The organism is Dactylosporangium sp. NPDC048998 (genome assembly GCF_043197855.1).
In the GTDB taxonomy this organism is placed as follows: domain Bacteria; phylum Actinomycetota; class Actinomycetes; order Mycobacteriales; family Micromonosporaceae; genus Dactylosporangium.
In genome coordinates this window covers 183008-209028 of the sequence record NZ_JBICTV010000014.1, presented here as the reverse complement: position 1 = coordinate 209028, position 26021 = coordinate 183008, and the positions used below count along the sequence as shown (strand labels likewise).

Genomic DNA, 26021 nt, shown 5'->3' with positions numbered 1-26021 from the left:
CTGCCGGTCGGGTTCCCGCCGCCGACCACCGTCTACGACCGGTTCCGCGCCTGGGCCAGGACCGGTGTGTGGCAGGCCATCCATGACGCGCTGCGCGATCTGGTGCGTGTCTACGAGGGCCGGGACCCGCGGCCCACCGCTGCGATCATCGACTCCCAGTCGGTGCGCGGCGCGGACACCGTGCCCCGAGCCAGCCGGGGATACGACGCGGGTAAGCGCGTCAACGGACGCAAACGTCACCTCGCCGTGGACACCGGCGGCCTGCTGCTGGCCGTGATCGTCACGATGGCTGGGCTGCAGGACCGCGACGCGGGACACCGGCTGCTGGCCCGGCTCCGCGAACGCTGCACCACCATCGCCCTGGTCTGGGCCGATGCCGGATACGCCGGACGGATGCTCGTCTGGGCCCGCAACGTCCTGCACCTGACGGTCCAGATCGTCAAACGCACCGAGCCAGGCTTCGTCGTCCTGCCCCGCCGGTGGGTGGTAGAGAGGACGTTCGCCTGGATCAGCAAGCATCGCCGCTGCGTACGCGACTATGAGACCAAACCCGACCACCACGAGGCCATGATCTACATCGCCATGATCATGACAATGTCACGCCGACTCGCCCGCACCGGCAACCGGTAACCAAAGTTTCCGGACGCTCACTGAGACAACGCGCCCACTGAGCCGCGTCCAACGGCGACAACGCGTCCGATCGGAAGACGCAATCAACCGAACCAACGCGGCCAACCGAGACGACGCGACCGGCTGAGCAGCGCAACCGGCTGAGCGGCGCGACCGACTGACACGGCGCTTCCGGCCGGGCGAACCCGTCGAACTCCATGGCCCGTCCGGCCGGAACCGCCCGTCCGGCCGCGACAGCCCGTCCGGCCGCGACAGCCCGTCCGGGGCGAAACGGGCGGGCCTGCCCAAGTTGAGACGGCGCGGCCCGCGTGTCGCGTCGGTGACACAAGTGCGGCAAACGATCGCGCCGGCGGTGCGCCACGTGCCACCGCCGGCCGATTGGACTGTGCCACCGGGGCGTCGCGAGCCTAGCGTCGACGGCATGGAGATCCTGCGGTACAGCGCGTTCACCGATGATCCGGCCGGCGGCAATCCGGCGGGTGTCGTGCTCGACGCGACCGAGCTCGTCGAGGCGGACATGCAGCGCATCGCGGCCGACGTCGGCTACTCGGAGACCGCGTTCCTGACGCCGCGGGGCGGGCGCGCCGCCGCGGTGCGCTATTTCAGCCCGCTCGCCGAGGTGCCGTTCTGCGGGCACGCCACGATCGCCACCGCGGTCGCGTACGCCGAGCGCTTCGGTGACGGGCCGATCGGCCTCGCGGCGCCGGTCGGGGACATCGCCGTGGAGACCGCCGGTGGGAGCGCGACGCTGCGCAGCGTCGCCCCCGCCTCGAAGGCGCTCGCCGGGGACGTTGCGGCGCGGCTGCTGACCGCGCTGCGGTACGAGCCGGAGGATCTCGACCCGGCGCTGCCGCTGCGCGTGGCGTACGCGGGCGCGTGGCACCCCGTCGTCGCCGCCGCGAGCCGGGAGCGGCTGGCCGAGCTCGACTATGACGAGCCGGCGCTGCGCGAGCTGATGGCCGAGCAGGGCTGGACCACCGTCGACCTGGTCTGGAGGGAGAGCGAGACCGCCTTTCACGCGCGCAACCCGTTCCCGCCCGGCGGCGTGTACGAGGACCCCGCCACGGGCGCGGCCGCCGCGGCGTTCGGCGGATACCTGCGCGAGCTCGGCCTCGTCGCCGTGCCGGCCACGCTGACCGTCCACCAGGGACACGACATGGGCCGCCCGAGCCTGCTGCGGGTCGGCCTGGACGCCGACCCGGCCACGGGTGTCACCGTCACCGGCCGGGCCGTCCAGATCGGATAGTCCGCATAGGACACTCGGCGAAGCCGCCGGACGAACTCGGGACGGATATTTCACGAAATTTCGTCACTCAATGCACCCGTCCGATGACGCAAAGTAGTCTCGACGGGAAGGCTCGACCGCGTAGCTCGTGCGACCGTGCCGGTCACACTTTGCGGGCGCGGCGCCTCAGGAGGTACCGGATCAGGAAGAACAGCGCGATGGCGACCACCGCGACGGCGGCGGGAATCCGGAAGCGCCGCAGGAATTCCAGGTGGTTCCCCGCGACGGCGCCCACCGCGACCCACAGCGCGGTCCACAGCACGGCGCCGATGCCGTCGCGGATCGCGTACCGACGCCACGGCAACGCGGTCGCGCCCGCGATCAGGCCGTTGGTTTGGCGCAGCCCGTCGATGAACCGGGCGACCACGACGATGTTGAGCCCGCGGGTGGCGACGAAGCGCTCGGCGCGCGCGAGGCGCGCCTCGGTGAGGCCGACCCGCCGCCCGTAGCGCAGGATGGCGGGACGGCCCGCGCGCCGCCCGAGCAGATACCCGAGGTTGTCCCCGGCGACCGCGGCCAGGAACGTGACCGCGACGACCGCGGGCAGCCAGAGCTTGCCGTGCGCGGCGAGCGCCGAGGCCGCGACCACCACGCTGACCGCCGGTGTCGGGATGCCCACGCCCTCGAGCAGCACGAGTAACGCCAGCGCCGGGTAGCCGTACCGCTCGAAGTGTTCCATCGGCCAAGATCCTGCCACGGGTACCATGGAAGGCAATGGCCAGCTGGTATGAATCGCACATCGACCGGCAGATCCGGGAGGCCCAGGAGCGGGGCGAGTTCGACAACCTGCCCGGCGTCGGCCGTCCACTGCCCGATCACGGCGAGTTGTACGACGAGGACTGGTGGATCAAGGACCTCGCGCGCCGCGAGCGGCTGCCCGGCGGCATTCCGCCCACCCTGCGGCTGCGCCGCGAGGTCGAGGACCTCCCGGAGGCGTTGCCGAAGTTCAAGACCGAGGATTCGGTACGCCGCGCCGTCGCCGACCTCAACACCCGCATCGAGCGGGCGAAGCGCGGCCTGATCGAGGGCCCGCCGACGATCCTGCGACCACTGGACGCCGACGAGATCGTCGCCGCCTGGCGCCGCGCCCGGTAACGGGCGAGCCTCGACGCGGAGCGCCCTGCGCCCGAAGTTTCTCCTGCGCCCGACGCGGAAAACCCCGCACACCGCGGGCGCTTGACGCCCGAAATTTCGCCTGATGCCCGATATTTCATGACCTGGCGGCCAACGCTCGGCCGCGGATGACCGGCGACGGCGTGTCCGTCCGGCGGGGGCATTGACAGCGGCGTGTGACGGCGCTTACCTTTCCCACAACTGTTAGTCAGTCTGCCTATTAGTTGGAGGGAACCATGGTCCTCGGTGGCTCCTCCAAGCTGCTCAAGGCCCTCAACGAGGCCGCCGCGCTCGGGCACCTCCTCGACCACGGCGAGCTCACCCGGGCCGAGCTGCGCGCCCTGACCGGGCTGTCCAAGCCCACCGTGTCCGAGGCGATCCGGCGGCTCACCGAGGCCGGGCTCGTCGTCGGGGTCGGGCACGAGACGGGGCGGCCGGGGCCGAACGCCGAGGTGTACGCGGTCAATCCTGACGCCGCGTACGCGGTGGCGATGTCGGTGCGCGACCACGCGCCGGCGCTGACCGCCGCCCTGTACGACCTGCGCGGCGCGCAGCGGGCCCACCTCGAGGTGCCCGTGGACTTCACGCGCACCGACCCGGTGAGCGCGGTCGACGAAACGGTGGCCGCACTGTGCGAGGCGGCCGGGGCGAGCCGCGAGCCGGTCGCGCACGTCCAGCTCGCCGTGGCCGGCGCGTTCGACCCGCGGGACCGGGTGATCCACCACGTCGACGTGCCCGGCTGGAGCCGGCCGGGGCTCGTCGACGAACTCGGCGCGCGGCTGGGCACGGCGGTCGGCATCGACAACGACGTCAACCTGGCCGCGCTCGCCGAGCGGGCGCACGGGGCGGCGCAGGGGGCCGACGCGTTCGTGCTGCTGTGGCTCGGCGACAGCGGCCTCGGCCTCGCGATCGATCTCGGTTTCGCCTGGTCTGGGTCGATCGGCGCGGAGCCTCATCGAGCCAGACCGGGCGTTGGGGCGCTGCTGCGCGGCGCCCGCGGTGGCGCCGGCGAGATCGGCTACATCCCGGTCGGCGACGGCGACTTCCACGACCTCGTCGGCCCCGACGCGGTCCGGGCGCTCGCCGCGCGGTACGACACCCGGGAAGAACTGCTCAAGGAGCTCGCCGGCCGGATCGTGCTCGGCCTCGCGGCCGTGGTCGCGGTCCTCGACCCGCCGCTGGTTGTCATCGGCGGCGAGCTCGCCCGGGCCTACGGCGAGCCGCTCGGCGACGCCGTCACCAAGGCCATGTCCCACGCCGCGCCGCTGGAGACGGCGATCGCGGTCAGCACCGTCGACGGCGACGCACCCCTGCTGGGCGCGGGCGACGCGGCGGTGACCGCGGTGCGCGAGACCCTCCTCGCCGCGCTGCGCCAACCCACCCCCTAAAAGGAGTTCCCCTTGCGTCGTCTCGTCGTGCTTGCCGCGGCCGTCGCGCTGACGGCGGCGTGCACCCCGGCGCCGAAGAACAAACCGATCGCCGACCCCGGCGCGGACGTCTCCGGCACCGTGGAGTTCTGGCACTTCTTCACCGACCGGGAGGCGGAGGCGATCGACTCGGTCGTCGCCGACTTCCAGGCCGCTCACCCCAAGATCAAGGTCGTGGTCAAGTCCGGCCAGGACGACTCGAAGATGACCCAGGCGATCGGCGGCGGCCAGGGCCCGGACGTCGGGCTGTCGTACTCCACCGACATCGTCGGGCAGTTCTGCTCCTCCGGCGCGTGGCTCGACCTGGCGCCGTACATCGCCCGGGACAAGGTGTCGATGGACGCCTTCCCGCAGACGGTGCAGCAGTACACCGAGTTCAAGGGCAAGCGCTGCGCGATGCCGGTCCTCGCCGACGCGTACGGCCTGTACTACAACAAGAAGCTGTTCGCCGAGGCGGGTATCGCCGGACCGCCGAAGACGCTCGAGGAGTTCGCCGAGGACGCGAAGAAGCTCACCAAGCGCTCCGCGGACGGCACGATCCAGACCGCCGGCTTCCTGCCGCTGTTCGGTTTCTACGAGAACGCGCCCTCGCACTTCGGGCCGATGGTCGGCGGGCAGTGGCTCAAGGCCGACGGCTCGTCGGCGATCGGCGGCGACCCGGCGTGGCAGCAGCTGCTCAAGTGGCAGAAGGGGCTCGTCGACTGGTTCGGCTACGACAAGCTCGAGGCGTTCCGCTCCGCGCTCGGCGACGAGTACTCCGACGCCAACGCCTTCCAGAAGGGCCAGATCGCGATGGCGATCGACGGGGAGTACCGTATCGCCTTCGCCAAGGACCAGTCGCCGGACCTGGAGTTCGGGGTCGCGCCGATGCCGGCGTCCACATCGGACAGATACGGCTCCGGGTACGTGACCGGCAACGTCATCGGCATCTCCAAGACCGCCAGGAACCCGGAGGCGGCGTGGGAGCTGATCAAGTACCTGACCACGGACACCAAGGCGATCGTCAAGCTGTCCAACAGCCTCAAGAACATCCCGTCCACAAAGGACGCCCTGGCCTCGCCGGATCTCAAGATGGACCCTGAGTTCAAGACGTTCGTGGACATCTTCAACCACCCGAAGACCTCGACCACGCCCCCGTCCTCGGCCGGCCCGGCCTACCAGGAGACGTTCCAGACGTTCTGCGACAGCTGGCAGAGCGGCAAGGCCGGCGGTGACCTCAACGGCGGCCTCGCCGGGGTCGACAAGCAGATCAACTCCCTGCTGCAGCTGGGCGGCTAGGAGTGCACCACAAGCTCCGCCACGCGCTGACCGTCGCCTCGTTCATGGCGCCGGCGACGATCGGCATCGGGTTCTTCTTCGTGTTCCCGCTGGTCTCCGCGGTCTACTTCTCGTTCACGAAGTTCGACCTGCTGAGCGACCCGGTGTGGGTCGGCCTGCGCAACTACCGGCACATGTTCGACGACACGTTCCTGGCGACCGCGGCGAAGAACACGCTGTGGTTCGTCGCCATCATGGTGCCGGCTCGGATGCTCGGCGGCCTGGCCAGCGCCCTGCTGCTGACGAAGCTGCGCCAGGGCAGCGGCGTGTACCGCACGATCTTCTACCTGCCGGCGCTCGCACCCCCGGTCGCCGCGACGCTCGCCTTCGTGTACCTGCTCAAGCCCGGCGTCGGCCCGGTGAACTCGTTCCTGACCTCCGTCGGCGTGCACGCGCCGCTGTGGTTCAACTCCCCCGACTGGTCCAAGCCCTCGCTGGTACTGCTGGGGCTGTGGGGCGTCGGGGACGTCATGGTGCTCTACCTCGCCGCGCTGCTGGACGTGCCGGTGGCGCAGCACGAGGCGGCGGCGCTGGACGGGGCCAACGCGTGGCAGCGCTTCCGGCACGTCACGCTCCCCCACATCCGCCCCGTCGTGATCTTCACCGCCGTCATCGGGGTCATCACGACGCTGCAGTACTTCACCCAGGCCGCCGTCGCCGCGTCGGCCGCCAGCGGGCAGGCCACGACCGGCGCCGGGATCTCCAGCACGTTCGGCTACCCGGAGGGCTCGACGTTCACCTACCCGCTGTGGCTGTACGTCGTCGGCTTCCGCTACCGGGCGCTCGGCTACGCCAACGCCCTCGCCGTGGTGCTGTTCGTGGTGGCGCTCGCGGTGTCGTTGCTGCTGCTGCGCCGTACCGTCAAATCGGAGACCGCCTCGTGAACCCGAAACTGATCTGGGTGGCCCGGCACAGCCTGGCGATCGCGCTGTGCCTCATGTTCGTCGCGCCGGTCGGCTTCCTGCTGCTGATGTCGTTCATGAGCGACTCGCAGGCGCTGACCGCGTCGTACTGGCCGACGTCGTGGCACCCGGAGAACTACGCGGACGTGTTCGCCCGCACGCCGATGCTGCGGTACCTGCTCAACACCGTGCTCTACGCGGGGCTCGCCACGCTGTTCATGCTGCTGTCCAGCGTGCCGGCCGCCTACGCGCTGGCGAAGCTGCGCTGGCGCGGCCGCAGCGCCGTGCTCGTGGTCATCGTCTGCATGATGATGATCCCGCCGCAGGTGACGACCGTGCCGCTGTACCGCATGTGGGCCGGCTACGGTCTCACCGGCAGCCTGTGGCCGCTGCTGCTGCCGATGCTGTTCGGCGACGCGTTCTCCATCTTCCTGCTGCGCCAGTTCCTCGTCACGATCCCGGGCGAGTACCTGGACGCGGCCCGCGTCGACGGCTGCGGCGAGTGGCGGACGCTGCTGCGCGTGGTGCTGCCGATGGCTCGGCCCGGCATCGCCGCCGCGGCGCTGTTCCAGTTCTTCTACGCCTGGAACGATTACTACGGGCCGCTGTTGTACACCAGCGAGAACGAGAACAACTGGACGCTCTCGCTGGGCCTGGCCTCGTTCCGCACGCTGCACCACGTGCAGTGGAACATGGTGAGCGCGGCGACCATCCTGACGATGGTGCCGGTCGTGGCGCTGTTCTTCTTCGCACAACGCGCCTTCGTGCAGGGCGTGACACTGACAGGAGTCAAGGGTTGAAAATCGCGGTCGTCGGTGGCGGGTCCACCTACACCCCGGAGCTCATCGACGGGTTTGCGCGGCTCGCGCCGTTCGCCACCGAGATCGTGCTGCTGGACCCGGTGGTCGACCGGCTGTCCCTCGTGGGCTCGTTCACGCGGCGGATCCTGGCCCACCACGGCTCGCCCGCCAAGCTGCGCTGGACGTCCGACGTGGACGACGCGCTCGCCGGGGCATCCACCGTGGTCATCCAGCTGCGCGTCGGCGGGCAGCGGGCCCGGATCAGCGACGAGACATTTCCGCTGGCGTGCGGCTGCGTCGGCCAGGAGACGACCGGCGCGGGCGGCTTCGCCAAGGCGCTGCGCACCGTCCCCGTCGTGCTCGACATCGCCCGCCGCGCCGACCCGGGCGCGTGGATCGTCAACTTCACCAACCCGGTCGGCATCGTCACCCGCGCGCTGCTCGACGACGGCCACCGCGCCGCGGGTCTGTGCAACGTGGCGATCGGGTTTCAGCGCCGGTGGGCCGCGGCCCTGGGCGTCGAGCCGTCCGCCGTCACACTCGACCACGTCGGGCTCAACCACCTCACCTGGGAGCGGGCGGCCTACGTCGACGGCGTCGACCGGCTGCCGGACATCCTCGAGCAGGGCCTGGCCGACCTCGCCGCCGGCGTGCAGATCCCGGCCGAAGTGATCACCGCCCTGTCCTGTGTCCCGTCCTACTACCTTCGCTACTTCTACTGCCACGACCAGGTCGTCGCCGAGGAACGCGGCCAGCCCACCCGCGGCGAGCGGGTCGCCGACCTCGAGGAGCAGCTCCTGCGCATGTACGCCGACCCCGCGCTCACCGAGAAGCCCGCGCTCCTCGGTGAGCGCGGCGGCGCCTTCTACTCCGAGGCCGCCGTCGGCCTGATCGCCTCGCTGCACCACGACGACGGCGGCATCCACGCGGTCAACGTCCGCAACCGCGGCTTCCTGCCGTTCCTCTCCGACGACGCCGTCATCGAGGCCACCTGCCGTGTCGGCGCCGACGGTGCCCGCCCGCTGCCCGCGCCCCCGCTGCGCCCCGAGCTCGCGGGCCTGGTCGCCGGCGTGTCGGCCTACGAGGAGCTCGCCGTGGACGCCGCCCTGCGCGGCGGCCGCGACCGCGTCTACCGCGCCCTCCTGGCCCACCCCCTCGTGGCCCAGCACGACAAGGCCACCAGACTGACCGACGACCTCCTGGCCGCCAACCGCGACCACCTGGCCTGGCTGTCGTGACCGCACGGCTCTACGCCGCGGCGGACGGTGGCAACTCGAAGACCGACGTCGTGCTCGGCGACTCCGACGGCCGCATCCTGGCCCGGGTCGCCGGCCCGACCACGTCTCCGCACGTGCTCGGCCTGCCCGGCGCCGTTGCCCAGCTGGCCGCCCTGGTCGCCCAGGCCCGCGCCGCGGCCGCCTTGCCGCCGGCCATCGAGCTGTCGATGCTCTCGGTCTACGTGGCCGGCGCCGACCTGCCGATCGAGGTCGAGCGCCTCAACGCCGCCGTGGCCGGCCTCGCCCTCGCCGCCGCCTCCACCGTCGACAACGACCTGTTCGCCCTCCTCCGCGCCGGCACGTCCAACCCCGACGCCGTCGGCGTGGTGTGCGGCGCCGGCATCAACGCCGTGGGCCGCCGCCGCGACGGCGCCACGTCCCGCTTCCCGGCCCTGGGGCAGCTGTCCGGCGACTGGGGCGGCGGCCACCACATCGCCGCCCTGGCCCTGTACCACGCCTGCCGCGCCGAGGACGGCCGCGGCCCGGCCACCGCCCTGGCCGAGGCGGTGCGCGCCCACTTCGCCCTGCCCACCGTCGAGGCCGTGAGCATCGCCCTGCACCTGGGCGACCTGCCGCAGTCCCGCCTGGACGAGCTGTGCGAGCTGCTGTTCGAGGTGGCCGTCGCGGGCGACGCCGTGGCAACCCGCGTCGTACGCCGCCTGACCGACGAGATCGAGGCCCTCATCCGCGTGGCGGCATCGAGGCTGGACCTCCTGGCGGCCCCGTACGTGGTGGTCCTCGGCGGCGGCGTCCTGACCGCACGCCACCCCCAGCTGCACGAGAGCCTCCTGTCCCGCATCGAGGCGCTGTCACCCCAGGCGACGGTCACGGTGCTGTCCACGCCCCCGGTGGCAGGCGCTGCGCTGCTTGCCCTGGACACCCTGCACGGCGGCACCTGCCTCCCGAAGGTGGAGGCCGCCGTCCGAGCCGCCCTGTAACCGCGCCCGGCGATGCCGATAAGGCGGGTGACGCCGGCGACGTTTGTGAGGTGACTCTCAAAACTGGCCGATCGGTCAGCATCTGACCGATCGGCCAGGCATGCTGTCACCCGGAACCTGACCGATCGGACAGGGCAGTCGGCGGGCGGACCCGACCGGGCGGAGGTGCATCGTGGCGCGCAGCAACACCCGCGACGAGATCCTGACCTCGGCGACGCGCCTGTTCGCGGCCTCCGGATACAAGGGGACCTCGCTGCACGACATCGCGGTCGATGTCGGGTGCTCGAAGGCCGCCCTGCTGTACCACTTCGACAGCAAAGAGGCGATCCTGACGCAGCTGTGCGCGCCGGCGATCGCCGAGCTCGAGCAGCTCCACGACCGGCTCGAAGGCCTCGAGTCCGGACCGGCGCGAACCGCGGCGATCGAGGGGTTCGTCGACCTGTCGATGCGGTACCGCAAGGAGATCCAGGTCATCTACGGCGACCTGCCGGGACTGCTGCAGCAGCCGGCCTTTCAGCGGGTACACCTGCTGACCAAACGCGTCTGCGAGATCCTCGCCGGGCCGTCCGGCACCCCGGTGTCGGTCGTCGCGGCCAAGCTCGTGCTGGCCGGCATCCCGGCGATCGCGTTCGGCGTGGACCAGGACATGCACGGCTACTCCGACGAAGAACTGCGCGCCGCGCTGGTCGAGGCGGCGACGCGAGCACTGGCACCGCCCACCTGAACCCGTTAGGACACAAACGTCATGGCTACTGTGCTCTACCGGCTCGGCCGGGCCTCGTTCCGGCGCCGCTGGCTGGTGCTGGTCCTGTGGATCGTGGTGCTCGGCGCGCTCGGCGGCGCGGCCGCCGCGTTCAAGGGCCCGACGTCCAGCGACTTCACCATGCCGGGCACGGAGTCGCAGCGCGCGATCGACGCGCTCAAGCGGCAGTTCCCGGAGGCCAGCGGGGCCACCGGCACGATCGTGATCGCCGCGCCCCAGGGCGCGGACCTGGCCTCCGACGCGAACAAGGCGGCGGTGATGGGCCTGGTCGGGGAGGCCAACAAGCTGCCCGGCGTCGTCGGGGCGCTGGACCCGTACACCACGAAGGCGCTGTCGCCGGACGGGCGGTACGCGCTGATCACCGTGCAGTTCAAAGACCGCGCGGACAAGGTCACCAAGGACCAGCGGACCGCGTACGAGGGCACGGGCGCCGCGGCCGAGAAGGCCGGGCTGCGGGTCGAGCACGGCGGCGAGGTGATGAACCACGAGCCCGAGGTCGGCGGCAAGGAGGGCATCGGCGTGGTCATCGCGCTGGTGGTGCTGCTGGTGACGTTCGGCTCGCTGGTCGCGGCCGGTATGACGATGCTCAACGCCCTGCTGGGCGTCGGCGCCGGGATGGCCGGCCTGTACGCGCTGTCCGGCGTGGTCCACCTGACCAGCACCGCGCCGGTGCTGGCGCTGATGCTCGGGCTCGCCGTCGGCATCGACTACTCGCTGTTCATCTCGTCCCGGCACCGGCAGAACCTGGTGGAGGGGCTCGAACCGGATGAGGCGGCGGGCCGCGCGGTCGGCACGGCCGGGTCGGCGGTCGTGTTCGCCGGCGCCACCGTCGTCATCGCGCTGGCCGGCCTCGCCGTGGTGAACATCCCGTTCCTGACGGTGATGGGCCTGGCCGCGGCCGGCACGGTCGCCGTGGCGGTACTCGTGGCGATCACCCTCCAGCCGGCGCTGCTCGCCTTCGCCGGGCAGCGGATCCTGTCGCGCAAGCAGCGCCGGGCGGTCGGCGAGGGCGCGGCGCACCACACGGAGAACTTCGGGTTCCGCTGGGCGCGGTGGATGATCCGCCTGCGGGTGCCGGTGATCCTGGTCGGCGTGCTCGGCCTGGCCGCGCTGGCGATCCCCGCCGCGCACATGCGCATCGCGCTGCCGGGCGCCAGCGCCGGCCCGGCGGACACCCCGGCCCGCAAGGCCGCGGACCTCATCGACCAGGGCTTCGGCCCGGGCTTCAACGGGCGGCTCGCGCTGGTGGTGTCCAGCGACTCGCCCGACGTGACCAAGGCGAAGGCCGGCGAGGCCGTGCAGCAGCTGCAGGGCACCGAGAACCTGCTGGCCGCGACCCAGCCGAACTTCAGCCGGGACGGCAAGACCGCGCTGGTCGCGCTGATCCCGAAGACCGGCCCGACCGACGCGGCCACCGAGGACCTGGTCCACGCGGTACGCGCGAAGGTGCAGGCGATCGGCGGGGCCGACTTCGCGGTGACCGGCCAGACGGCCGTCGGCATCGACGTGTCGGAGAAGCTGTCCGATGCGATGCCGCAGTACCTGCTGCTGGTCGTCGGCCTGTCGGTACTGCTGCTGATGCTCGTCTTCCGCTCGATCCTGGTGCCGCTGAAGGCCGCCGCCGGATTCCTGCTGACGGTCGGCGCGACGTTCGGCATCACGGTGCTGGTGTTCCAGGACGGGCACCTCGGGTCGCTGGTCGGCCTGGATCAGCCCGGCCCGCTGGTGAGCTTCCTGCCGATCCTACTCATCGGCATCCTGTTCGGCCTGGCCATGGACTACGAGGTGTTCCTGGTGTCGCGGATGCGCGAGGACTTCGTGCACGGCGAGACGCCGCGGCAGGCCACGATCAGCGGCATGGGCCACGGGGCCCGGGTGGTGACCGCGGCCGCGTTCATCATGACCTCGGTGTTCGCGGGCTTCATCCTGGTCGAGGACCCGGTCATCAAGTCGATGGGCTTCGCCCTGGCCATCGGTGTGGCGATCGACGCCTTCATCGTGCGCATGACGATCGTGCCGGCGGTGGTCTCGCTGCTCGGCCGCGCCGCGTGGTGGCTGCCGCGCTGGCTCGACCGGCTGCTGCCCAACGTCGACATCGAGGGCGAACGGCTGCGCGAGCACCTGGCGCAGGAGCCGAAACCCGAGCCCGTACACGTTTAGCGTTCGGACGGCGCCGGCCGCGCCTGCGGCCTGCGCCGACCGACCGGCACACGTCGCCGGTCGGCCTCGCCAGGGCCGGCCGGCACCACTGTCGGGCTTATCGCAGACTTAACGGGCCTAGACAGGAACAGTTAACAAACCTAATAATGGCGACCACCGTCGATGGAGGTCGCCCATGAAGCGCGTCGCGCTCATCCTCGGCGCCGCTACCCTGCTGGTCACGGGCCTGTTCGTGGCCACCAACGCGTATGCGGCCAATCTGCTGTCCAATCCCGGCTTCGAGAGCGGCTCGCTGTCGGGCTGGTCGTGCACCGGCAGCGGCTCGGGGGCGGTCACGTCGCCCGTGCACTCCGGGTCCTACGCCCTCAACGGCAACGCCACCGCCTCTGACAACGCGCAGTGTACGCAGACGGTCACCGTCCAGCCGAACACGGCGTACACCCTCTCCGGGTGGGTCCGGGGCAACTACGTCTACATCGGGATCACCGGCGGGGCGTCCACCTGGACCCCGTCCGCGACCACCTACACGAAGCTGACCGTACCGTTCACCACCACCGCCGGCCAGACGTCGGTCCAGGTCTACCTGCACGGCTGGTACGGCCAGGGCGCCTACAACGCCGACGACATCGCCCTCGACGGCCCGGGCACGCCGCCGACCACCACCCCGCCGACGTCGGCGACCAGCCCGAACACGTCGCCGTCCCCGTCGAAGTCGCCGTCGGCGTCGGCGTCGCCGAGTCCGAGCACGAGCACGAGCACGAGCACGCCGCCGGTGACCGGCCTGCCCAAGCACGCCTTGATCGGGTACCTGCACGCGAGCTTCGCCAACGGATCCGGGTACGTGCGCATGGCCGACGTGCCGGCCGCCTGGGACGTCATCGACCTCGCGTTCGGCGAGCCGACCAGCGTCACCTCCGGCGACATCCGGTTCAACCGCTGCTCGGTGGCGGAGTGCCCGAACGTCGAGTCGGACGCGGACTTCCTCGCCGCGATCAAGGCCAAGCAGGCCCAGGGCAAGAAGGTGCTGATCTCGATCGGCGGCCAGAACGGGCAGGTCCAGCTGACCACGACCGCCGCCCGGGACGCGTTCGTCTCCTCGGTCAGCGCGATCATCGACCGGTGGGGCCTCGACGGCCTCGACATCGACTTCGAGGGCCACTCGCTGTACCTCAACGCCGGCGACAGCGACTTCCGCAACCCGACCACGCCGGTCATCGTCAACCTGATCTCCGCGCTGAAGTCCCTGAAGGCGAAGTACGGCACCAAGTTCGTGCTCACCATGGCGCCCGAGACGTTCTTCGTGCAGCTGGGCTACCAGTTCTACGGCGGCACGAGCAGCGGCGACAACCGCGCCGGCTCCTACCTGCCCGTCATCCACGCGATGCGCGACTCGCTGACGATCCTGCACGTGCAGGACTACAACTCGGGCCCGATCTGGGGCCTGGACAACCAGTACCACACCATGGGCGGCGCGGACTTCCACATCGCGATGACCGACATGCTCAAGGCCGGGTTCCCGGTCGCCAACACCGGCCAGACCTTCCCGGGCCTGCGCCCCGACCAGATCGCGATCGGCGTGCCGGCCGCGGTGAGCGCCGGCAACGGCTATGTGGCCCCGGCGGTCGTGCAGAGCGCGGTGAACTGCCTGGTGTCCGGCTCCGGGTGCGGTGGATACACGCTGCGCGGCGGTACCTCACCGGCGTTCCGCGGCCTCATGACCTGGTCGATCAACTGGGACCGGTACTACAACTGGGAGTTCATGAACGCCCACCGGCCGTTCCTCAACGCGTTGCCGTAGCTTTCAACGGGTGAGCGCACTTGACTTGGTGAGCAGCTGGCCCGTAAAGACCGCAGCCGTGGCGGTCGTGGACGCCAAGGGTGTCCGCGACCGCCACGGCCCGGACACCGCCCTGCCGTGGGCGTCGGTCACGAAGCTGCTCACGGCCCTGACGGTCCTCGTCGCGGTGGACCGGGGTGACGTACTGCTGGACGAGCCGGCCGGTCCGGACGGCGCCACGGTGCGCCACCTGCTGGCCCACACCTCCGGTGTCGCGTTCGACGAGGACTCGATCCTGGCCGCCCCCGGCCGCAAGCGCATCTACTCCAACCGCGGCTTCGAGCTGCTCGCCGAGTTCGTCCTGACCCGCACCGGCGGCACGTTCCCCGAACTGATGACCGAGTCGGTGCTGCGCCCGCTCGGCATGGGCGGCACCCGCCTGGAGGGCTCCCCCGCCGCCGGCGCCGTCGGCCCGGTCTCCGACCTGGCGCTGCTGGGCCAGGAACTGCTCGACCCGTCGCTGGCGCCCGACCTCATGCCGGCCGCGACCACGGTGCAGTACCCGGGCCTCTCCGGCGTCCTGCCCGGCTTCGGCCGTCAGGACCCGAACGACTGGGGCCTGGGCTTCGAGCTGCGCGACGGCAAGCGCCCGCACTGGACCGGCTCCCGCAACAGCCCGCGCACGTTCGGCCACTTCGGCAAGACCGGCACGTTCCTGTGGGTCGACCCGGACGCGGGCCTGGCGCTGGCCTGCCTGACCAACCGCGACTTCGGCGAGTGGGCGGCCGAGGTATGGCCGGCCCTGTCCGACGCGGTGCTGGCCGAACACGCAGGTTAGCCCGCAAAGACGAACAATTCGCAGAACGACCGACGCACGCACCAGGCCATCACCAGGCCGTTACCAGGCCCACGCCTCCGGCCCGGGTCCGCCGTTGCCGACCGGCGGGAAGATCTCGTCCAGCCGGGCCGAGGCGGCGTCGTCGAGCGGCGTCTGCAGCGCGTCGAGGGCCAGGTCGAGCTGCTCCGGGGTGCGCGGCCCGACGATCGGCGCGGTCACCCCGGGCCGCGACAGCAGCCAGGCGAGGGCCACCGCGGCCGGGTGCCGGCCCAGGTCGGCGCAGAACCCCTCGTACACCTCCAGGACCTCCCGGTGCTGCTCCACCCGCGCGGCGGCGTGGGACGTGGTCCGCCCGGCGGCGCCCTCCCGGTGCTTGCGCAGCGCGCCGGAGAGCACCCCCTGCGCCAGCGGCGACCAGGGCAGCAGCCCGATCCCGAGCGACCGCGCCGCCGGCACCACCTCGAGCTCCACGTGCCGGGTGAGCAGGCTGTACTTGAGCTGCTCCGAGACCAGCCCGAGCGAGTGGCGCCGCCCGGCCGCGGCGTTCGCGGCCACCAGGTGCCAGCCGGCGAAGTTGGAGCTCCCGACGTACAACACCTTCCCCTGCGCGACGAGCAGGTCCATCGCCTGCCAGATCTCCTCCCACGGCGTGGCCCGGTCGACGTGGTGCATCTGGTACAGGTCGATGCGGTCCGTGCCGAGCCGGCGCAGCGACGCCTCGCACGCCGCGACGATGTGTCGCGCCGACAGCCCCCGGTCGTTCGGCCCGTCGCCCATCGGCTGGTACACCTTCGTCGCGAGCACCACGTCGTCGCGCCGCCCGGACCGGGCGAACCACGTGCCGATGTACGTCTCGCTGGTGCCCTCGTAGTCGCGCGCCCCGTACATGTCGGCGGTGTCGACGAAGTTGACGCCGTCGGCGAGCCCACGGTCGAGGATCGCGTGGCTGTCGGCCTCGCCGAGCTGCCATCCGAAGTTCATCGTGCCCAGGCACAACCGGCTCACCGTGAGGCCCGTGCGCCCCAGTTTCGTGTACTGCATGTGCCGCACGCTATGGGCCCGCGCGGGCTGGGCCGAAGCCGTTCGACCGTGCTCGAATGGACGCGTGAAGCGCCTCGAGCTGACCCCCGACGACCTGCTGCGCCTGCGCTTCGCCCACTCCCCGATGGCCGAGGTCGTCACCAGCACCCTCGCCCTGCGCGCCGGGTCCTGGGAGCACGCCCGCTGGCGCGCCCGCGTCGCCCCGCAGGTCACCGCGAAGGTCAATGGTCTGGACCTCTTCCGGCGCGTGCTGCACACCCCGACGGGCGCGATCCCCGACTTCCTGACGCCGGTACCGCAGACCGCCCGCCCCACCCTGGAGGCCGAGCTCGCCGCGATCGCCGCGACCCCGCCCGACCGTGTGGCCGGGGAACTGGCGGCCGCCGGTGTCGACTGCCCCGACCCGGCCGCGCTGCTGCCGCCGCTCGTCGCGCAGATCCGGCGGTACTTCACGATCGCCCTCGCCGACCTCTGGCCGAGGCTGCGCGCCGCCGCCGACGCCGACATCGCCCACCGCACCGCCTCGGCCGCGTTCCCCGGCCCGGGCACCCTGCTGGCCGGCCTGCACCCGCGGCTGCGCTGGGACCCGGACGAGCTGCGGCTGGACTACCTCAAGGACGCCGAGTACCCGCCGTGGTCCCTGGACGGCCACCCGCTGCTGCTCCTGCCGACCGCGTTCACCGGCCGGCACGCCTGGATCATGCATTCCCCTGCGGGCCGGGCGCTGTGGTACCCGCCGCGTGCCCTGGGCGCCCTGTTCGCCGCGGCCCCGCCCCCGCCGGAGCCCCTGGCGGCCCTGCTGGGCGCGACGCGGGCCGCGGTCCTGGCCCTGCTGAGCACCCCGTCGAGCACCGGCGACGTGGCCGAGCGCCTGGGCCTGGCCCCGGCGACGGCGTCACACCACCTGACGGCGCTGCGCGACGCCGGCCTGATCGTCGCCGCGCGGTCGGGCCGCCGCCTCAACTACCACCGCACCGACCTGGGCGACCGCCTCACCGCCCTCGGCTGACCGGCGCCGGTCGCCCACGCCGCGACGCGCGCCGCGACGCGTTTGGCTTCCTAGGAGGCTAGGTCAGGAGCTCCCGCAGGCGGGCGGCGAATTCGGCGGCCGCGGTGCGCAGGGTTTCCATCATCACGGAGTGAACGTGCTGCCCGGGGTCAGTAGTCGGCCAGGTGGCGCAGGGCCCTTTCGACCAGCGGGCGCAGCGGCACCGGCGGATCCGCGTGCAGCCAGCGATGCGTCGCCACGTCGCAGGCCGCCGCCACCGCGCCGCCGATCACGTCCGGCAGCAGGTCGCCCGGGCCGGTGCCGAGCCGGTCGGCGATGGCCGCCGACAGCGCGTCCTGCATCGCCGCGCGGACCCGCAGGTACTCGCCCTGCATCGCCGGCGTGGCGAGCACCATCCGCAGGCCGTCGAACCACACCCGGTCCGGCACGTGCTCGGGCGCCGCGCCGCCGGAGAACTCCGTCAGCATCGTGGCCGTGATGGCCTCGCGCAGCGGCTCGCCCGGCGGCCGGGCCCGCAGCGCCGCGCCGGCCCGCTGGGCGCGGTCGACCGCCAGGGCGCAGATCGCCTCGGCCTTGCTCGAGAAGTAGTTGTTGAACGTCCGCGGCGACACGCCCACCTCGGCCGCGATGTCCTCGACGAGCACGCCCTCGAAGCCGCGCTCCACGGTCAGCCGCAGCGCCGCGAGGGCCAGCGCCCGCCGGGTCGCCTGCTTCTTGCGCTCGCGCAGGCCCGGTTCCATGTCTCCAGCGTAGCAAAATGTGCGCAACCCGCAAGCTTTCTGGTCACGCAAGAAAAAATCGTTAAGATCCGCTACAGTACCGCCGATCAGGGGCGCAGGGGCTGGGCATCGAGAAACGCAGCCTTTTGCGTCATGCCCCAGCCGAGCGAAGCGAGGAGCGGGCATGACCGGTCCGGAGCGAAGCGGAGGAGCCGGTCATCATCGGCTCAGCTCCAAGTCATGCCGCAGCCGGAGCGAAGCGGAGGTTCCGGCATGACCGGGTACTACCACCCGGCACGGGACAGGCTCTGGGTCGGCCTGCTCGCCGTCGGCTGCGCGGTCACCGCGCTGTGGGCGCTGGACATCCTGCCCGGCCTCGCGTTCCCGCTCGTCGGCGGCCTGACGGTGGCGGCCTGGGCGGCCGGCCCACGGCTGCACGACGTGCGCCCGCGCCGGCCGTGGCGGCTGCTGACCGCCGCGGCGCTGTTCTTCCTCGCCGGCGTGGTCCTGCGCGCGCTGCTGGAGGCGCAACCATACCCGCTGGCCCAGCTCGGCGACGCCTTCTCCGTGTGCGGCTTCGGGCTCTTCATCGCCGGCATGCTGGCGTTCCTCAACCGGTGGGGTCTCAACCGGCACGCGCTGCTCGACGGGCTCATCGTCTGCATCGGCGCGGCGATCGCCTCGGCACTGCTGTTCGTGCTGCCCGCGACGACGATCCCAGGCCGGCCGCTGCTGGTCAGCGTCATCGCCGGCCTGTACCCGCTGCTCGACGCGGTCGTCGTCCTGATCGGGGTCAACCTGGCGTTCACCACGGCGGTCCGCCAGCCCGCGTTCGTGCTGCTCGGCGCCATGATGCTGATGCTGTTCGCGGGCGACCTGTGGTACGCGATCATCGGCCGCACCGGTGACGTCAACGGCCCGCGGCTGATTGATCTGCCGTTCCTGCTGGCCTTCACGCTCGGCGGGGCGGCGGCGCTGCACCCGACCGCCCGGGCCCTCGGGCGGGCCACGCCGCTTCCGATCCAGGCATGGTCGCCGGCGCGGATGCTCGTGATCGGGCCGGCCGTCGCGATGCCGTTCGTGCTGACGGTACTGCCGGGGCACGAGACACCCCTGGCACGCTGGATCCTCGGCGCGGGCGGCGCGGCGATCGTCGCGCTGCTGCTGGTGCGCGCCTCCGACGCGGTGCAGAGCCACGCCGCGGCGCAGCGGCGCTTCGAGCACCAGGCGACCCACGACCCGCTCACCGGGCTGCCGAACCGGCGCCTGCTCGCCCTGATGGTGGAGCGGCTGCTGAGCGAGCCGAAGCCCGGCGACGTGTGGATGTTCTACCTCGACCTCGACGGGTTCAAGCTGGTCAATGACTCCTGGGGGCACCCGGCCGGGGACCGGCTCATCGTCGAGGTCGGCACCCGGCTGCGCCACGCCCTGCCCGCCGAGGCGACCGTCGCGCGGGTCGGCGGCGACGAGTTCGTGGTGGTGCGCCGCTGCGTCGAGCCGGAGGCGATGGCCGATGCCCGGCGGATCATGGAGTGCGTCGAGCGGCCGCTGCTGCTGGCCGGCCCGGAGGGCACCGGCGCCGAGGTCGTCGTCGGGGCGTCGATGGGCATCGTGCGCGCCGAGCGGCACGACACCGCCGACGCGCTGATGCGCGACGCGGACACGGCGATGTACCGGGCCAAGGAGCAGGGGCGCAACCGCTGGGCGGTGTTCGACGCCTCGATGCGCGACGCGGTGCGGGAGCGGGTCGAGATCGAGGTCGCGCTGCGGGCCGCGGTCGCCCAAGAACAGCTGTCCATCGCGTACCAGCCGATCGTCGACCTGACCGACGGGCGCGGGGAGCGCACCGCGGGCGCCGAGGCGCTCGTGCGCTGGGAGCACCCGGTGCGCGGCTGGATCGGGCCGAACATGTTCATCGCCGTCGCCGAGGACGCCAACCTGATCTCCGCGCTCGGCGCCTGGGTGCTGCGCGAGTCCGTGCAGCAGCTGGCCGGGTGGCGCGCCGCCGGGATCGTCGGCGAGGACTTCTGGCTGTCGGTGAACGTCTCGCCACGCCAGCTCGGCGACGCCGCGTTCGCCGAGCGGCTCGCCGCGACCCTCGAACAGGCCCGGGTGCCCGCGCGGAACCTGGTCCTGGAGATCACCGAGTCGGTGATGGTCGAGGGCAGCGAGCTGACCGAGCGGCTCCTGCGGCGGCTGCGCGAGCTCGGCGTACGCATCTGTGTGGACGACTTCGGCACCGGCTTCTCGGCGCTGGGCTACCTGCGCCGCCACCCCGTCACCGGGGTGAAGATCGACCGCTCCTTCGTCGGGGGGCTCGGCGGCAATCTCCAGGACGAGGAGATCGTGCGGGCCGTGGTCGCGATGAGCAGCGCGCTCAACCTGTCGGTCGTGGCCGAGGGCGTGGAGACGGTCGCGCAGCGCGACGTGCTCGCGGCGCTCGGCGTGCCGCTGGCGCAGGGCTGGCTGTGGGGCAAGGCGGTGCCGCCCGGCGAGTTCGCGGCCACCTTGGCCACCCTGCCGGCGTGGGATCGGGTGGGCGAACCGGCCGCCGTTCGGTCAGACTGATCGGATGGCGGAAACGATCACTCGGGACGATGCATACCTGTGGCTGGAGGACGTCGAGGGCGAGCGGCCGCTGTCCTGGGTCCGCGAGCGCAACGCGGAGACGGTCGCGGCGCTGACCGACAATGATCGCTTCACCGAGATGTACGAGGGCATCCGGGCCGTCCTCGACGCCGACGACCGCATCCCGATGGTCGCGTGGCACGGCGAGCGCGTCTACAACCTGTGGAAGGACGCCGGCCACCCGCGCGGGCTGTGGCGGCGCACCACCCTGGAGGACTACCGCCGCGACGAGCCGGCCTGGCAGACCGTGCTCGACCTCGACGCGCTGGCCGCCGCCGAGGGCGAGAACTGGGTGTGGCAGGGCGTGACCTTCCTGCGCACCGGCCCTCTCGGCGGCGAGCGCCGCTGCCTGGTCTCGCTGTCGCGCGGGGGTGCCGACGCGGCCGTGGTGCGCGAGTTCGACCTCGACGCGCTGGAGTTCGTCGCGGACGGCTTCGCACTGCCCGAGGCGAAGAGCGACGTCAGCTGGATCGACGCCGATCGCATCTTCGTCGGTACCGACACCGGCCCCGGGTCGATGACCTCCTCCGGCTACCCGAGGCAGGTGCGGGTCTGGCGGCGCGGGACCGCGCTCGCCGACGCGCCGGTCGTGTTCGAGGGCAGCGCCGACGACGTGTCGGTGCGGGCCTCGACCGACCCGTCCGCCGACGGCCGCCGCGCGGTCATCCGGCAGTCGACCGACTTCTTCCACGCCCGCCGGTACCTGCTCACCGGCGCGGCGTTGACCGAGCTCACCGAGCTCGACGTGCCGCACGACGCCGGCGTCGATGTGCACCGCGAGTGGCTGCTCGTGCGGGTCCGCACCGACTGGCGCGTCGGCGACGCGACCCACCCGGCCGGCACGCTGCTCATCGTCCGGCTGGAGGACTACCTGGCCGGCTCGCGCGACCTCACCGTGCTGTTCACCCCCGACCCGCACACGTCGCTGAGCTACGCCGACTGGACCCGCACCGGTCTGATCCTCGTGCTGCTCTGCGATGTGCGGTCCCGCCTGGAGCTGTTGTCGTACTCCGGCGGCGAGTGGCACAAGACCGTCCTGGGCAGCGAGCTCGGCCAGACCGACGTGTGGGACACCAACGCCGACGCCGACGAGCAGTACCTGCTGCTGTCCAGCGGCTTCACGCTCCCGCCGACGCTGCGCCACGGCGCGCTCGGCGGCGGCGCGCCGACGATCCTCAAGCAGGGCCCGGCGCAGTTCCCCGCCGAGGGCATCGAGACCCGGCAGTTCTTCGCCACGTCCGCGGACGGCACCCAGGTGCCGTACTTCGTCGTGGGCCGCCCCGACGCGGGCCCCGGCCCGACGCTGCTGTCCGGGTACGGCGGCTTCGAGGTCTCGCGCGTCCCGGCGTACAACTCGATCATCGGCCGCGGCTGGCTCGCCCGCGGCGGGACCTACGTGGTGGCCAACATCCGCGGCGGCGGCGAGTACGGCCCGGCGTGGCACCGCTCGGCGCTGCGGGAGAACCGGCCGCGCGCCTACGAGGACTTCGCCGCCGTCGCCGCGGACCTCGTCGAGCGCGGCATCACCACCCGCGACCGGCTGGGCATCGAGGGCGGCTCCAACGGCGGCCTGCTCATGGGCGTCATGCTGACCCGCTACCCGGAGCTGTTCGGCGCGATCGTCTGCGCGGTGCCGCTGCTGGACATGAGGCGGTACCACCTGCTGCTGGCCGGCGCGTCGTGGATGGCCGAGTACGGCGACCCCGACGACCCGGACGACTGGGCGTACCTGTCGCTGTTCTCGCCGTACCAGAACGTGCGCGACGGCGTGCCGTACCCGCCGACGCTCATCACCACCTCGACCCGCGACGACCGGGTGCACCCCGGCCACGCCCGCAAGATGGTGGCGCTGCTGCGCGAGCGCGGCAAGGACGTCACGTACTACGAGAACATCGAGGGCGGCCACGGCGGCGCCGCGGACAACGCCCAGCTGGCCTACAAGTGGGCGCTGGCCTTCGAGTTCCTGTGGCGGACGCTGGGTGCCGCTTCAGGCGACCGCTAGCGTGAGGTCCTCGGCGGCGACGCGGCGGCGGGTGGTGCGGCGGTAGCGGTACACCTGGACCGCGCCGAAGCCCCACAGCGGGTACTGCACCGCGAACGCCCACCGGAACGCGGCGAGCGACGGGTGGTCGGCGCCCGGCGCGGTCTGCAGGTCGAGCAGCACCCCGACGGCGACGATGAGCACGATCGACGCCACGAAGCCGCCCACGTTCACGATCCCGGTCGCGCCGCCGATGCGGTCGGCCGGGTTGAACGACCGCGCGTAGTCGAAGCCGATCATCGAGCCGGGGCCGTTGACCGTCAGCACGAGCACGAGCACGACGAGCAGCCACAGCGGGGCGCGGCCGGGCCACAGCAGCACCGCGGTCCAGGCCAGCGCCGACGCGCCGACGATGCCGAGGACGAGGTTCGAGCGGTGGTACGGCAGGCGCCCGCAGAAATGCCCGATCAGCGGCCCCATCAGCAGGCCGCCGATGGTGAGCAGGGACAGCAGCAGCGCGGCGGTGTCCGGGGCGAGGCCCTCGCCCTGGGTCAGGAACGGATAGCCCCACAGCAGCGCGAACACCGTGCCGGAGAACTGGGTCACGAAATGCGTCCACAGCCCCAGCCGTGTGCCGGGGTGCGCCCACGAGTTGCGCAGCCCGAGGTCACGCTTGACTCGCCCACGAGCCGCATCCTCGTGCATACCCGACATGTCCGATAAATCTGAAATCGGGGTGATTTCTGATTTATCGGGTTGAATCGCTGTCACCGAAAGCGAAGATGGATCGTCGGGCAGGTTCGCGGGCTCCGGGTGGTCGCGCAGGGACGTCACCACCAGGACCACCGCCACGGCGCCCAGGACCGCCGAGGCCAGGAACGTGGTCGTCCAGCCGGCGTGGCGCAGCAGGAGCACGAGCGGTACCGCCGAGGAGAGCGCGCCCAGCTGCCCCACCATGCCGGTCAGCTGCACCATCAGGGGGTTGCGCCGCGGCGGGAACCACAGCGCCACGATGCGCAGCACGCTGATGAACGTCATCGCGTCGCCGACGCCGATGAGCACGCGCGCGGCGATCGCCGTGCCGACGTCGCCCGCGAAGGCGAAGACCAGCTGGCCCGCGAGCATCAGCAGGCCGCCGGCCGCGAGCAGGCGGCGCGAGCCGAAGCGGTCGAGCAGGACGCCCACCGGGATCTGCATGCCGGCGTACACGGCCAGCTGCGCCACGGAGAGCATCGACAGCAGCGCGGTGCCCACGCCCAGGCGTTCGGCGGCGGCGACCCCGGCAACGCCGAGGGAGGATCGGTGGAAGACGGCGACGATGTACGCGAGGAGCCCGACGCTCCACATGAGGTAGCGGCGCATAGCAAGGATGACGCTATCGGTCGGGAGCCTGGCGATGGGGCGAGTGTGACGGCCCTCAACTGTGCGTTTGCAGACACCGCCTACGCTGTCGGGGTCTGCTTTGCCGTTTTGAGGACCGTCATGACCGATCTGACCGCTCTGACCGCCAGGCCCATCGCCTGGGAGCACTCCGGCGACGGCGAGTTCCCCTACCACGCCGAGGTCGACGGCCAGACGCTCACCGTGCGGGTCAACGACTTCCCGGCCGAGCCGCTGTACACGCTCATCGTCGACGGCGCGGAGCTCGCCGACCTCGACGACTGGCCGGTGTCGTGGCGCCGCCCGCCGGTACCGAGCCATCTGCTGGACCTGGTGGCACGGCCGGTGACCACCGACCTGCTGTGGACGTGGGCTCGGCGCATCTGCGGCGTGACCACGGAACACGCGGCCGAGGTCGCGGCCCTGCTGGGCCTGCCCGCGCCGACACAGGACGACTTCGGCCGGCTCTTCGTGCAGCCCAGCCCGCCCGGCACCGCATGGCTGCAGCTGTTCATGAACGAGCGGGCCGGGCTCGCGTCGGTGGAGATCCGCTTCGCCGAGCCGGCGCTGACCCGGGCCGAGCTCGACGCGTGCTTCGGGCCGAGCCAGAACCTGCCGCGGGTGCACTGGGACTCCCCGCACGTGACCGCGCACCGGGTCACCGCGCCGGAGGCGCCGCTGTCGTGCACGCTGTTCGCGTCGTTCTGGGCATCGTCGACAACCGAAGAGCCGGAACCTTCCCGGCGCGCCTTCCAGCTGTCTCTGCGCCGCGACCATTAGGGCCTAGCCGCGCAGGGCCGCCTTGATGGGTGCGGTCTTCGCGGCCGCCTCGGCGACCTCCGCGGCGGGGTCGCTGTCCCACACGATGCCGCCGCCGGCCCAGAGGTGGACGCGGCCGTCGGCGACGGCCACGGTACGGATGGTGAGCCCGAGGTCGACCGCGACGCGCCCGTCCCGGTCGTGGCCGATCCAGCCGCACGCGCCCATGCTCGGCCCGCGGCCGACCGGCTCCAGCCGCGCGGCCACGTCGATCGCGGCGAGCTTCGGCGCGCCGGTCACCGAGCCGCCGGGCCAGACCGCGGCGAGCAGCTCCGCGAGGCCGACCCCCGGGGCGAGCCGCGCGCTGACCGTCGACTCGGCCTGCCACAGCCCGGACCAGCGGCGGATCGCGAACAGCTCGTCGACGCGCACCGAGCCGACCCGGGCGACCCGGCCGAGGTCGTTGCGCTCCAGGTCGACGATCATCACGTGCTCGGCCCGCTCCTTGACCGAGGCGAGCAGCTCGGCGCGGCCCTCGGCGGTGGCGGGGCGGGTGCCCTTGATCGGGCGGGTGACCGCCCGGCCGCCCGAGACCGCGACGAGGGTCTCCGGCGAGGCCGACGCCAGCCACCAGCGCTCGCCGCGCAGGACGCCGCCATACCGCGCGCCGGGCAGGGCCGCCACGCGGGCGAGGGCCGGTGCCGGGTCGCCGCCGAACGGGGCGCTGGCGTGGCCGACGAGGTTCACGACGTACACGTCGCCGCGGGCGATCGCGGCCCGCACCTCCTCGACCGCGGCGGCGTGCCCGGCGGGGCTCCAGCTCGGTGTCCAGTTTCCGACAGTGCCGGGCCGCGTTCCGGCCATGGTTTCGGGGAAGCCGTCCCGCACAGAGGGGGCCAGGTCGCCGTGCGCGTAGGCCACCGCGACGAGGTCGGGCACCGAGGCGGCCGGGGAGGGTGTCACGGAGGGTGGCGACAGCAGCACCGCGATCCCACAAACGGAGGCGTCAATTACTTTCCGTGACGAAGCTAAATCCCCGACCGGTACTCCGTGTGACTCCGCGAAAGCGGTGAGCAATTGAAGTGGATCGCCGCCGTCCCGGGCGTACCATTCCAGCCGGGAGCGCTCCCAGACGCGCGAACGACACACGTCGGGTAACCCGGGAGAGTGAAGATCCACAATCCCGGGCTCATACCCGACAACCGGCCCTAGTGTGCTCATACGAAGGGTGGATTATCCCCAAGTTGTGCCGTCACATGTTCGGAATAGTGTCGTTG

The 26021-nt window shown here is 72.1% G+C and carries 22 protein-coding genes; 17 read left to right on the top strand and 5 right to left on the bottom strand.

The genetic code is table 11. The features are described 5' to 3' along the window. Together ACGFI8_RS28950 and ACGFI8_RS28945 are read left to right on the top strand one after the other, a co-directional pair. Positions 1-630, top strand: a 630-nt coding sequence (locus ACGFI8_RS28950; RefSeq protein WP_392809629.1) for an IS5 family transposase, incomplete at its 5' end; no start/stop codon positions are given. Positions 631-1051: 421 nt separating this feature from the next. Beyond that, complete coding sequence (locus tag ACGFI8_RS28945; protein ID WP_392809627.1) at positions 1052-1876, top strand: PhzF family phenazine biosynthesis protein; 825 nt, start codon at positions 1052-1054, stop codon at positions 1874-1876. Between the two features lie 142 nt (positions 1877-2018). Here ACGFI8_RS28945 and ACGFI8_RS28940 read toward each other — a convergent pair whose 3' ends face one another. Next, positions 2019-2594 (bottom strand): DedA family protein, encoded by a 576-nt coding sequence (locus tag ACGFI8_RS28940; protein ID WP_392809625.1) that lies wholly within the window; start codon positions 2592-2594, stop codon positions 2019-2021. Positions 2595-2629: 35 nt separating this feature from the next. On the opposite strand from ACGFI8_RS28940, the gene ACGFI8_RS28935 reads away from it, so the two are divergent. The 11 genes from ACGFI8_RS28935 to ACGFI8_RS28885 all read left to right on the top strand — a co-directional run bounded on the left by ACGFI8_RS28935 (position 2630) and on the right by ACGFI8_RS28885 (position 15227). Next, positions 2630-3010: a DUF1992 domain-containing protein gene (locus ACGFI8_RS28935; protein ID WP_392809623.1), complete on the top strand. Its 381-nt coding sequence runs from the start codon at positions 2630-2632 to the stop codon at positions 3008-3010. 254 nt (positions 3011-3264) lie between these two features. Further along, a complete protein-coding gene (locus tag ACGFI8_RS28930; RefSeq protein WP_392809622.1) occupies positions 3265-4416 on the top strand; it encodes an ROK family protein in 1152 nt (383 codons plus the stop codon). Positions 4417-4428: 12 nt separating this feature from the next. Next, the gene (locus tag ACGFI8_RS28925) at positions 4429-5733 is read left to right on the top strand and encodes an ABC transporter substrate-binding protein (RefSeq protein ID WP_392809621.1); all 1305 of its coding nucleotides are present in this window, start codon (positions 4429-4431) and stop codon (positions 5731-5733) included. A gap of 2 nt (positions 5734-5735) precedes the next feature. Continuing rightward, complete coding sequence (locus tag ACGFI8_RS28920; RefSeq protein ID WP_392809619.1) at positions 5736-6656, top strand: carbohydrate ABC transporter permease; 921 nt, start codon at positions 5736-5738, stop codon at positions 6654-6656. Then, on the top strand, positions 6653-7474 hold the full coding sequence (locus tag ACGFI8_RS28915) for a carbohydrate ABC transporter permease (protein ID WP_392809617.1): 822 nt from the start codon (positions 6653-6655) through the stop codon (positions 7472-7474). Before ACGFI8_RS28920 ends, ACGFI8_RS28915 begins: the two co-directional genes overlap by 4 nt. Next, positions 7471-8712 carry a 6-phospho-beta-glucosidase gene (locus ACGFI8_RS28910; RefSeq protein ID WP_392809616.1) on the top strand — a complete coding sequence of 414 codons (1242 nt, stop codon included), beginning with the start codon at positions 7471-7473 and terminating at the stop codon, positions 8710-8712. The genes ACGFI8_RS28915 and ACGFI8_RS28910 overlap by 4 nt, the downstream gene beginning before the upstream one ends. Then, positions 8709-9689 carry an N-acetylglucosamine kinase gene (locus ACGFI8_RS28905; RefSeq protein ID WP_392809615.1) on the top strand — a complete coding sequence of 327 codons (981 nt, stop codon included), beginning with the start codon at positions 8709-8711 and terminating at the stop codon, positions 9687-9689. The genes ACGFI8_RS28910 and ACGFI8_RS28905 overlap by 4 nt, the downstream gene beginning before the upstream one ends. Positions 9690-9861: 172 nt before the next feature. Further along, complete coding sequence (locus ACGFI8_RS28900; protein WP_392809613.1) at positions 9862-10413, top strand: TetR/AcrR family transcriptional regulator; 552 nt, start codon at positions 9862-9864, stop codon at positions 10411-10413. A 21-nt stretch (positions 10414-10434) separates the two neighbouring features. Further along, positions 10435-12612, top strand: coding sequence for an MMPL family transporter (locus ACGFI8_RS28895; RefSeq protein ID WP_392809612.1), 2178 nt, complete (start codon positions 10435-10437; stop codon positions 12610-12612). A gap of 175 nt (positions 12613-12787) precedes the next feature. Next, entirely contained in the window at positions 12788-14410 is a 1623-nt protein-coding gene (locus tag ACGFI8_RS28890; protein ID WP_392809610.1) for a chitinase, read from the top strand. 10 nt (positions 14411-14420) lie between these two features. After that, a complete protein-coding gene (locus ACGFI8_RS28885; RefSeq protein WP_392809608.1) occupies positions 14421-15227 on the top strand; it encodes a serine hydrolase domain-containing protein in 807 nt (268 codons plus the stop codon). A gap of 60 nt (positions 15228-15287) precedes the next feature. Here the strand turns inward: ACGFI8_RS28885 and ACGFI8_RS28880 are convergent, their stop codons facing one another. Further along, on the bottom strand, positions 15288-16268 hold the full coding sequence (locus tag ACGFI8_RS28880; RefSeq protein ID WP_392809606.1) for an aldo/keto reductase: 981 nt from the start codon (positions 16266-16268) through the stop codon (positions 15288-15290). 64 nt (positions 16269-16332) lie between these two features. On the opposite strand from ACGFI8_RS28880, the gene ACGFI8_RS28875 reads away from it, so the two are divergent. Next, a complete protein-coding gene (locus ACGFI8_RS28875; protein WP_392809604.1) occupies positions 16333-17277 on the top strand; it encodes an ArsR/SmtB family transcription factor in 945 nt (314 codons plus the stop codon). A gap of 149 nt (positions 17278-17426) precedes the next feature. On the opposite strand, the gene ACGFI8_RS28870 is transcribed toward ACGFI8_RS28875, so the two are convergent. Then, positions 17427-18017, bottom strand: a complete 591-nt coding sequence (locus tag ACGFI8_RS28870) for a TetR family transcriptional regulator (RefSeq protein ID WP_392809602.1) — start codon at positions 18015-18017, stop codon at positions 17427-17429. A gap of 252 nt (positions 18018-18269) precedes the next feature. Here ACGFI8_RS28870 and ACGFI8_RS28865 point away from each other — a divergent pair, with 252 nt between their 5' ends. Further along, positions 18270-20564: a putative bifunctional diguanylate cyclase/phosphodiesterase gene (locus ACGFI8_RS28865; protein ID WP_392809601.1), complete on the top strand. Its 2295-nt coding sequence runs from the start codon at positions 18270-18272 to the stop codon at positions 20562-20564. Between the two features lie 4 nt (positions 20565-20568). Beyond that, entirely contained in the window at positions 20569-22626 is a 2058-nt protein-coding gene (locus ACGFI8_RS28860; RefSeq protein WP_392809600.1) for a prolyl oligopeptidase family protein, read from the top strand. On the opposite strand, the gene ACGFI8_RS28855 is transcribed toward ACGFI8_RS28860, so the two are convergent. Then, complete coding sequence (locus ACGFI8_RS28855) at positions 22612-23967, bottom strand: nitrate/nitrite transporter (protein ID WP_392809598.1); 1356 nt, start codon at positions 23965-23967, stop codon at positions 22612-22614. The two genes, ACGFI8_RS28860 and ACGFI8_RS28855, sit on opposite strands and share 15 nt — an antisense overlap. A 120-nt stretch (positions 23968-24087) precedes the next feature. On the opposite strand from ACGFI8_RS28855, the gene ACGFI8_RS28850 reads away from it, so the two are divergent. Beyond that, positions 24088-24765 carry a hypothetical protein gene (locus tag ACGFI8_RS28850; RefSeq protein WP_392809597.1) on the top strand — a complete coding sequence of 226 codons (678 nt, stop codon included), beginning with the start codon at positions 24088-24090 and terminating at the stop codon, positions 24763-24765. Positions 24766-24768: 3 nt separating this feature from the next. Here the strand turns inward: ACGFI8_RS28850 and ACGFI8_RS28845 are convergent, their stop codons facing one another. Further along, the gene (locus ACGFI8_RS28845; protein WP_392809595.1) at positions 24769-25965 is read right to left on the bottom strand and encodes a chorismate-binding protein; all 1197 of its coding nucleotides are present in this window, start codon (positions 25963-25965) and stop codon (positions 24769-24771) included. Positions 25966-26021: the final 56 nt, after the last annotated feature.

Bases quoted from the DNA above. Each gene is read 5' to 3' on its own strand.
- ACGFI8_RS28935 (WP_392809623.1), top strand. From the start codon at position 2,630: ATGGCCAGCTGGTATGAATCGCACATCGACCGGCAGATCCGGGAGGCC.
- ACGFI8_RS28850 (WP_392809597.1), top strand. From the start codon at position 24,088: ATGACCGATCTGACCGCTCTGACCGCCAGGCCCATCGCCTGGGAGCAC.
- ACGFI8_RS28855 (WP_392809598.1), bottom strand. From the start codon at position 23,967: ATGCGCCGCTACCTCATGTGGAGCGTCGGGCTCCTCGCGTACATCGTC.
- ACGFI8_RS28895 (WP_392809612.1), top strand. From the start codon at position 10,435: ATGGCTACTGTGCTCTACCGGCTCGGCCGGGCCTCGTTCCGGCGCCGC.
- ACGFI8_RS28940 (WP_392809625.1), bottom strand. From the start codon at position 2,594: ATGGAACACTTCGAGCGGTACGGCTACCCGGCGCTGGCGTTACTCGTG.
- ACGFI8_RS28890 (WP_392809610.1), top strand. From the start codon at position 12,788: ATGAAGCGCGTCGCGCTCATCCTCGGCGCCGCTACCCTGCTGGTCACG.
- ACGFI8_RS28880 (WP_392809606.1), bottom strand. From the start codon at position 16,268: ATGCAGTACACGAAACTGGGGCGCACGGGCCTCACGGTGAGCCGGTTG.
- ACGFI8_RS28860 (WP_392809600.1), top strand. From the start codon at position 20,569: ATGGCGGAAACGATCACTCGGGACGATGCATACCTGTGGCTGGAGGAC.
- ACGFI8_RS28845 (WP_392809595.1), bottom strand. From the start codon at position 25,965: ATGAGCACACTAGGGCCGGTTGTCGGGTATGAGCCCGGGATTGTGGAT.
- ACGFI8_RS28870 (WP_392809602.1), bottom strand. From the start codon at position 18,017: ATGGAACCGGGCCTGCGCGAGCGCAAGAAGCAGGCGACCCGGCGGGCG.
- ACGFI8_RS28930 (WP_392809622.1), top strand. From the start codon at position 3,265: ATGGTCCTCGGTGGCTCCTCCAAGCTGCTCAAGGCCCTCAACGAGGCC.
- ACGFI8_RS28945 (WP_392809627.1), top strand. From the start codon at position 1,052: ATGGAGATCCTGCGGTACAGCGCGTTCACCGATGATCCGGCCGGCGGC.
- ACGFI8_RS28865 (WP_392809601.1), top strand. From the start codon at position 18,270: ATGACCGGGTACTACCACCCGGCACGGGACAGGCTCTGGGTCGGCCTG.